Consider the following 8,504-nt stretch of genomic DNA (forward strand, 5'->3'; position numbering starts at 1 on the left):
AAAATGAATTTAAAAACTGTAGACCAGTGTAAATGACGTTTCAGTATCAGTACTTTCTTTATCATCAGCAACATCTGAGTTGTTAGTGATATTAAAAGCAACTTTCATTTGTAATGAACCATTAATTTTTGCAAGTAATGCGGTTTCTGAACGCGTTTTTGTGTTTGTATCACCGTATTCAACAGCTACTAGCTGAGTAAAACGAGCGTTATCAGAAATCTGCCAGTTGTAATCTAATTTACCTAATGCAATTACTTCACCTTCGAATTCGCCAGCAAGTGAGTTGCCGTTGTCGTCAACTTCAGAGCTATCATTTGGGTATTCAAAGTATTTATAACCAGGACCAACTTCAGCATTAAGCCACATGTTCTGTTCGTTCAATAAACGCATACCGTAACCGGCTGAAATTACAGACTCACTTCTATACGCACCAAAGTAATCTGACACATGTGAACCATAAATAAATAAATGAGAGTGGTCATCATTTAATTTGTAGTTGCCTTGCGCTGAAATAGAGTACTTTTCATTTGTACGTTGTTTATCTTTATTACCAGCATCATCTTCAACTTCATCTTCTTTATAGATGCCGTCTATTTTGTATTCATTATTCCAGTTTTCAAGGTTGTGCTGTACTTTAATGCCACCTTTAAGCGTGGTTGTTTCAGTATTACCACTGGTAATAATTGCACCTAGTTCACTAGTAACTTCCCAGGTTCTTTGTTTTGCGTCTTCTGCGAATGCGTTAGTTGTAACTGACGCTGCAACTAAAATTGATAAAAGCTTTAATTTCATTAAAAAATAACCTTTGAATAAATGTATATCTATTTTATTAAACCGTTACTTGTTAGAGCAAGCAAAACAGCTCATAAATGACGTTAAAAATTTTCATGTAAAAATACTACATATCAAATTCGCCAAGTATGAGCTGCTTTGTTATTACAATAATTAAGTAAAACCTTAATCTAATAGGTATTTAAAAAATTAGTCTTGCTTGTGAAAATGAACATCCATTTGCGGAAATGGTATTGTAATATTTGCATCGTCTAATGCAATCTTAATATTTTCCATTAAAGACCAGTATGTAGGCCAGTAATCAGCTGAGTTAACCCAAGGGCGCACAACAAAGTTTACGCTTGAATCGCCTAGCTCATTTACTGCAACAGTATAAGCTGGGTCTTTAAGTAAACGTGATTCTGCATCTAATACAGATTTAAGAACATCTTTAGCTTGGCGTAAATCGGCATCGTAGCCAACACCAATTACTAAGTCGATACGACGAGTAGACTCTCGCGAGAAGTTAGTAATAGCGCCAGACATTATTTGAGAGTTTGGTACGATAATTACTTTGTTGTCTGGAGTACGAAGCTCTGTTGAGAAAATTTCGATTTTCTTAACTGTGCCCATTTTGCCGCCTGCTTCAACAAATTCACCTGATTTGAAAGGGCGAAGTAATATAATTAACACACCAGATGCAAAGTTAGAAAGTGAACCTTGTAATGCTAAACCAACAGCTAAACCTGCAGCACCTAAAATAGCAATGAATGATGTAGTTTCGATACCAATTTGCGAAAGTGCCATTAAAATAGTTACAGCAAACACAAGTGTGTACACAATACTTGAAACAAATGAACCAACAGCTTTATCTACTTTCTTTTTAGCGAAGCCTTTTTCAGTTAAACCAGAACAAAACTTAGCAATACGACTACCAAGCAGGAAGATAACAAGCGCAATCACAGCTTGAATACCGTAATGTAAAATTAGGCCTGAGTTACCGTTAAGCCAATTAAGTACTGAATCCATATTTACTCCAAATGTTTATATTAAGCGTTTTTTTCTGCAACGATTATACATTAATTTACAATTAATTCTCATTAAATAGTGAATTAATACTATAAAATGAAACATCTTTCTGTTTTTTAGATACATTAATGTGTCGTTATATATTAGCGAACATTTATAAAACTTTAACTATTTTAGGTAATAAATATTCATTCATTTATTTTTTTTGCTTTTTTTTACTTTAGGGCTTCACAAAATTTATTATTTTATGTATTATGCGCGCCACACCAACAAAGGTGTGTTGTGGCGGTTGTAGCTCAGTTGGTAGAGCCCCGGATTGTGATTCCGGTTGTCGCGGGTTCAAGCCCCGTCAATCGCCCCAATTTTTTACTTTTAAAGTAAAAACTCTTTTCCTCGTTTTAAAAATATTCAGTAGTACCTCCTAAATACTAATCAACACCTTAAATAATTAAAATCTCCCATTTAAATACAGCTATTAAATCAATGTTTAATATACTTTTAGAACTAAAATACTTAATCAGCGCGCTCTTTTTATGTGATTAGTTTGAAATAAATATTAAATGTGTAAAATTCAACCTATCATCTAATAACAATTAGTTAACTAATGTGTTTGTATTAATCATATATAAGTACACAAAGTGCTAGGTTTCTATTTTAAGCACCATTTTTATTGATGATGCGTTCAAACTTTTTATGGGATATAAAATTAAGCATGATTAAACAGGTATTAGGGTATTTTCTGTGCGGCTACTTGGTTGTACTCAGTTTTAGCTCAGTAGCTAAAGATGACAACGAATACAATAAATTACTGATTGAACTAAAAGAATTAGTTTCTGAAAAAAAATATTCACAGGCTTATCAAAAAAGTAGTGATCAATATCAGTACTTAGGTGAACCTGCTTATGATTTTTTACTTGGAGTTTCTGCACTTAACTCAGACCACACATCGCCTGCGGTATTTGCCTTTGAACGTGTAGTAGAAAACAGCCCTAGATGGTTTGAAGCTCGGCTATATTTAGCTAGAGCCTATTTAATGGTCGACAATTTACCAGCAGCTAATACTCAAGCTTTAATTCTTATTAACTCATCTCAAACATCTGATAGCGTAAAAAGATCAGCGCAATCGCTATTAAGTTCTACAACCTTTAAGCAACAACAAACTGGACGTTTTTATACCCAAAATGTTGAATTTGCCCTTGGCGTGGACGGTAACGTTAATGCAGGTACAGCAGAAGATACAATTATTATTCCTGATATAGGTGAGTTTTTATTATCTCCAGAGAGTAAAAATACACAAGATAACTATGCGCGACTAAATTATAGAGGTAAATACTCACACTCTATCAATCAAAAAAGCTTAGTAACTTTAAACATTAATGCTGCATGGTATAAATTTGCTGAGTTGAGTCAATACGACCGTATTAATGCCCAGATAAATGCTGCTTATCAATATAATCAAAACGATATAAGTTGGTACGTGCAAGCCGGTGCAGCCCCATTAATGCTTGATGGTGAACTGTATCGTACTGAATCAGCTTTAACCGCAGGCACTAACTTTAAGCTAAATAAGCAAGTTAATTTATTTGGTTCTGTAACCGCTGGTATAATGAACAATAGGTTTGATGAAAAGCTAGACAACTCATTTTATGCAATAAATGCAGGCGCTAGCTATGCAACTAGCCGTTGGTTTCAAAGCTTGAGTGTTAATGCAAAAAATGAAGATGCGGATATAACAGAAGGTGAATTTAATAGCCGCAATGTTACTAGCTTGTATTACCAAGCTAACACTCAATTAGCTAAGCAATGGCAATTACTGTCAATTGCTGGATACCAATGGATTAATTATCAAGATGATCACCCTTTATTTTTACAAGAACGTGCCGATAACCTCTTTATGCTCTCAACAACTGTTCGTTATTTAGTTAATCGCGATTTAGCAATACAGCTAGCGGCCAATTACCAAGATAAAACCAGCAATATTTCTTTATTCGAATATGACCGTTTAGATATTAATTTAAGCGCTTCTTACTCATTTTAATTTAAGGTACTTATGAAACATTTACTCCCTGTAATTACCACTTTACTGTGTGTGAGCTTTTATACACAAGCAAGTGAGCCTGCTGGTAAAACTATTTTAGCTCGTGGCTCTGTATTAGCTGTTGATGGAGATTCTGAACTGCAACGAAAGTTACAACGCAGAGATACTATATTTGGTGTAGACCGAATTACCACTGGTGAAAAAAGCAAAGCCCAATTCTCAATGTCAGACGGCGGTTTAATTGCTTTAAAAGAAAATTCAGAGCTAAATATTGCTAACTACGAATTTGATAGCAATACCCAACAAGGGTCTGCATCTATTGAGTTACTCAAAGGTGGTTTGCGCTCTATTTCGGGGGTCATTAAAAAAAATGGCGGCTCATATAATGTAAAAACCCCTGTTGGTTCTATTGGTATTCGTGGAACTCACTTTGAAGTTCAATTAGTTGATGGCGATGTATTTTTAGCTGTATGGGATGGCGCGATAGATTTAACTTTAAAAAATAATGATGTGGTTTCTTTAGGTCACAATGAGGCGTATTCGTTTGCACAAATTACTGCTTCAGGTGAAGTATTAACGACAACCCGTGCAGCAAACGTTTTTGACCAAAACATAGTCGCTATTGATTCTAAAAGTGATGACGATAAAGAAGAGTCTGAGCAGAGCTCTGTTGCAGAGGTGATTGAACCTGAAATTATAGATATTATTGAAACGGATTCAGGCATTGCTGATGTTTATTCTGAGCAACAATTTCAAACAGTCAGTAATGCATCTTTAATTGATCAGATTGCACAGCGCCAAGGTGTTTTTAACTATCAGGCATCAAGCTTTAATGTAGATTCGAGCGCGGGTGCAGTAAGCGATTTTTCTATGATGATGGCAGTCGATTTTGATAATGGTACTGTTCCTGATGGTGAAATTAGCTTTAATGATGCTAACGGCAATTGGTACGCGGCTTACAGTGGTCTAATTAACCTAAGTAAACTTGATTTAGCCGTTACCTTTGCCTCCCATGCCAATAACAAAGCTGAAGGTAATGTTGAGGCTATTTTTTTAAATGACTTAGACACAATTTCAGGCAGTTTTAACCTCAACGAAATAAATAATCCAGATGTAAATGCTACTGGTTCTTTTAAATTAGAACCATAAACACATTGGATATAAAGCTTTTATTATGGAGTATTTAAAATGACAGCAAAAAAAATATTTTTGCTTGGTTCTATGGTGTTTTTGTTAAGCGCTTGTGGTGGCTCAGAAGAGAGCTCAACGCAAGAAGCTGTCCAATCACCAGAAGCGGTTGAAATAAGCCCACTAGCTGTTACTAGCTATGTAAATTTAGCTGGCGTTATAGCAAGTAGCCAAACCACACAAGCAAAAGTGTTAGGTGCTGTTACATCAAGTAGAGGTATTGTTAGTCCAACGATTGCTAATGCACAGGCTAACATTGTTTTTTCACAGGTAAACGAAACAGTGCAAGGTAACGTTTCTTTTTTACTTGAAGCCTCTGATACTGATGGTATTGCTGAAGTTAATTTAGTACTCCCTAGCGTAAATAAAAGCATATCGCTTTGCTCTTCTGAATGTGGTTTTGACTATGAACAGTCTATTATAGGTCTTAGCCCCGCACTTTATGATGTAATTCCTGGTGAGTTGCGCTTAGAAATATGGATAACTGATACTTTAAATAACCAAGTACTTGCTGATGCGATCACTTTTAGTTGGCAGCCATATCAAATTGAAGGTGTAACAGCCCAGCGTAACGGCGAAAATATTAGCCTTTCATGGCAGCCAAATTCAGAACTTAATCGTTATAACGTTTACCTTGCCACTCAAGCTGGTGTTTTACCTAATAACATTAGTGATTTAGAAAATGGGCAGCAGTTTTTAAGCATTTTAGATACCACATTTAACGTTACGCAGTCGCTAATAGATAAAAGTTACCAAGTACTGGTTACTGGTATTGATGGCAGTGGTGAAAGTGGTTTTTCTAGCACTATAAATATAGCGCCAGTTGGTGGAGAACTTGCTTTTTCGCCAGAAGCTACTGCTGATCAATTTCAAACAAATGAAGATCAACCCCTTCAAGGCAACGTATTAATAAATGACACAAACCAATACACTGGTGAATTACGCGTAAATACAGATACATTAATATTGCCACAACATGGCACCCTTAATATAAATGAAGAAGGCGATTTTACTTATACCCCAGCAGCTAACTTTAATGGTGAAGATGCTTTTAGCTATGAAGCTATTAATGAACTTGGTTTAGTAGATACCGCCGTTGTAGAAATTACGATACAAGCAGTAAATGATACCCCTGTTGCACTTGATAATATTTATAGTATTGCAAATGATGGAAGCTTAGTTGTTTTATCGCCTGGTTTATTGATCAACGATAGTGATATTGATCTAGATAGCTTAATTGTAGATACAACCCCTGTTAGCGAGCCTGAGCGAGGAGAATTAACACTTTTTGAAGACGGTAGCTTTGAATATCAAGGCGAGCAAAACATGCAAGGGGAAGATAGCTTTCAATACAGAATTATTGATACTGAGGGTGCACAAGCAGTTGCCCGCGTAACGATTGTAAGTTCAAACACTAACATAGCGCCTATTGCCACAAACGACAGCTACAGTTTACGTGAAGATAATACATTAGTTGTTACAGCCGCTAATGGCGTATTGAGCAACGACACAGACCCTAATGATGATAGTTTTTCTGTTGATGAAGATTTTATTGTTGCTCCTATCCACGGTCAATTATTATTGGCGATTGATGGCAGCTTTAGTTATATACCCGATGCTAACTTTAATGGTGTGGATCAATTTCAATATAGAGCAATCGACTCTCAGGGCGCGACTGCAATTGCAACGGTGACTTTAATAATAAACAGTGAGCCTGATAACCCTGTAGCACAAGATGATGCGTATCAATTTAGCAGAAATAAATTATTTGAAGCGACAGTGCAAAATGGTCTGCTAATTAACGATTTTAATATTGAGCCTGGCGATCTTTTTGTTAATACCACCGCTATTACTACGACTCAAAATGGCGAACTAACATTAAATATTGATGGTTCTTTTACTTATCAACCGAATTTAGATTTTGTTGGTGTAGATAGCTTTACTTATTCAGTCTCGAACGATCAAGGTTTAACCGCAACCGCTCAAGTAATATTAAGTGAAAGCGGAGTAAATACCTTCCCAAGTGCAAATGACGATCAATTTACTTTAGAAGAAGACAGCTCAGCTACATTAATTGATGTATTAGCTAATGATACTGATGCAGATGGCGATGCAATTACTATTTCTACTATAGAAAGTACCGTTGGTGAAGTGGCTATTGTTAATGGAGAAATTGAATTTACACCACCCGCTAACTTTTCAGGTGAAATAGTACTAACTTACACAATTACTGACGGATTTACGGTTGGTACAGTTGGTGCAAATGATACAACAGCCACAGTAACTATTACTGTTACACCCGTTAACGATGCCCCTATTGCCAATGCTGATTCTGTAACTACGAGTGCAGATTCACCTGTTGAAATTGATGTACTTGCCAATGATAGTGATATTGAAAGGAGCAATTTAACAATTGTCTCTGCTACGGTTGCGAGAGGCAGTGTAGTTGTTACTAATAATAAGCTCACTTACACACCTGCTTTAAACTCTTCAGGAGTCGAAGTAATCAGCTATACCATTACTGATGGTGTAAGTAATGCGTCAAGTACTGTATCTGTTACTATTATTACAACATCGAGTAATAACCCGCCTGTGGTAAATAGCGATTCAGTCACAATAAACGAAGATGCAGCTCCGTTGCTAATTGATGTATTAGCCAACGATACCGATCCTAATGGCGACAGCCTTGCTATAAGTGCAGCGTCTGTTGATACTGGTTTAGTATCGGTGGTCAGTAATAAAATTCAGTATACAGCCAATGCTAATTTTAATGGCGTAGCAACAGTTACGTATACTGCGAGTGATGGTAACGGTGGTGCAGGCTCTGCAATATTGTCTATTAGAATAACACCGGTAAACGATAGCCCTATCGCTAATGCAGACTCAGTTACAATGGATGAAGATGCAGCCCCTTTGCTAATCGATGTACTCGCCAATGACTCTGACCCTGATGGTGATAACCTCACCATAAGTGCTGCATCAGTTGATATAGGATCTGTATCGGTAGTTGGTAATAAAATTCAATATACAACCAATGCCAATTTTAATGGCGTGGCAACAGTTACCTATACTGTAAGTGATGGTAACGGTGGTACAAGCTCTACAGCTTTATCTATTACAATAACACCGGTAAACGATAGCCCTATCGCTAATGCAGACTCAGTTACAATGGATGAAGATGCAGCCCCTTTGCTAATCGATGTACTCGCCAATGACTCTGACCCTGATGGTGATAACCTCACCATAAGTGCTGCATCAGTTGATATAGGATCTGTATCGGTAGTTGGTAATAAAATTCAATATACAACCAATGCCAATTTTAATGGCGTGGCAACAGTTACCTATACTGTAAGTGATGGTAACGGTGGTACAAGCTCTACAGCTTTATCTATTACAATAACACCGGTAAACGATAGCCCTATCGCTAATGCAGACTCAGTTACAATGGATGAAGATGCAGCCCCTTTGCTAATCGATG

Annotated in this window: 5 protein-coding genes and 1 tRNA gene; 4 read left to right on the forward strand and 2 right to left on the reverse strand. The window is 36.6% G+C overall.

Annotation, left to right across the window (positions count from 1 at the left end):
* Positions 1–9: 9 nt before the first annotated feature.
* Complete coding sequence (locus tag L647_RS0111245; protein ID WP_024611193.1) at positions 10–792, reverse strand: DUF481 domain-containing protein; 783 nt, start codon at positions 790–792, stop codon at positions 10–12.
* A gap of 189 nt (positions 793–981) precedes the next feature.
* Positions 982–1,800 carry a mechanosensitive ion channel domain-containing protein gene (locus L647_RS0111250; protein WP_024611194.1) on the reverse strand — a complete coding sequence of 273 codons (819 nt, stop codon included), beginning with the start codon at positions 1,798–1,800 and terminating at the stop codon, positions 982–984.
* 285 nt (positions 1,801–2,085) lie between these two features.
* On the opposite strand from L647_RS0111250, the gene L647_RS0111255 reads away from it, so the two are divergent.
* The 4 genes from L647_RS0111255 to L647_RS0111270 all read left to right on the forward strand — a co-directional run.
* Positions 2,086–2,161, forward strand: a tRNA-His gene (locus L647_RS0111255).
* 351 nt (positions 2,162–2,512) lie between these two features.
* Positions 2,513–3,838: an outer membrane beta-barrel protein gene (locus L647_RS0111260; RefSeq protein ID WP_024611195.1), complete on the forward strand. Its 1,326-nt coding sequence runs from the start codon at positions 2,513–2,515 to the stop codon at positions 3,836–3,838.
* A 12-nt stretch (positions 3,839–3,850) separates the two neighbouring features.
* Positions 3,851–4,987 (forward strand): FecR family protein, encoded by a 1,137-nt coding sequence (locus L647_RS0111265; RefSeq protein ID WP_024611196.1) that lies wholly within the window; start codon positions 3,851–3,853, stop codon positions 4,985–4,987.
* A 39-nt stretch (positions 4,988–5,026) separates the two neighbouring features.
* Positions 5,027–8,504: Ig-like domain-containing protein (locus L647_RS0111270; protein ID WP_024611197.1), on the forward strand; the 3,478-nt coding region annotated here is incomplete at its 3' end.

It is taken from the genome of Pseudoalteromonas sp. TB64 (genome assembly GCF_000498095.1).
In the GTDB taxonomy this organism is placed as follows: domain Bacteria; phylum Pseudomonadota; class Gammaproteobacteria; order Enterobacterales; family Alteromonadaceae; genus Pseudoalteromonas.

What these genes read in the sequence shown, in the direction of transcription:
- L647_RS0111245 (WP_024611193.1), bottom strand. Translation starts at nt 792, where the DNA reads ATGAAATTAAAGCTTTTATCAATTTTAGTTGCAGCGTCAGTTACAACT.
- L647_RS0111250 (WP_024611194.1), bottom strand. Translation starts at nt 1,800, where the DNA reads ATGGATTCAGTACTTAATTGGCTTAACGGTAACTCAGGCCTAATTTTA.
- L647_RS0111260 (WP_024611195.1), top strand. Translation starts at nt 2,513, where the DNA reads ATGATTAAACAGGTATTAGGGTATTTTCTGTGCGGCTACTTGGTTGTA.
- L647_RS0111265 (WP_024611196.1), top strand. Translation starts at nt 3,851, where the DNA reads ATGAAACATTTACTCCCTGTAATTACCACTTTACTGTGTGTGAGCTTT.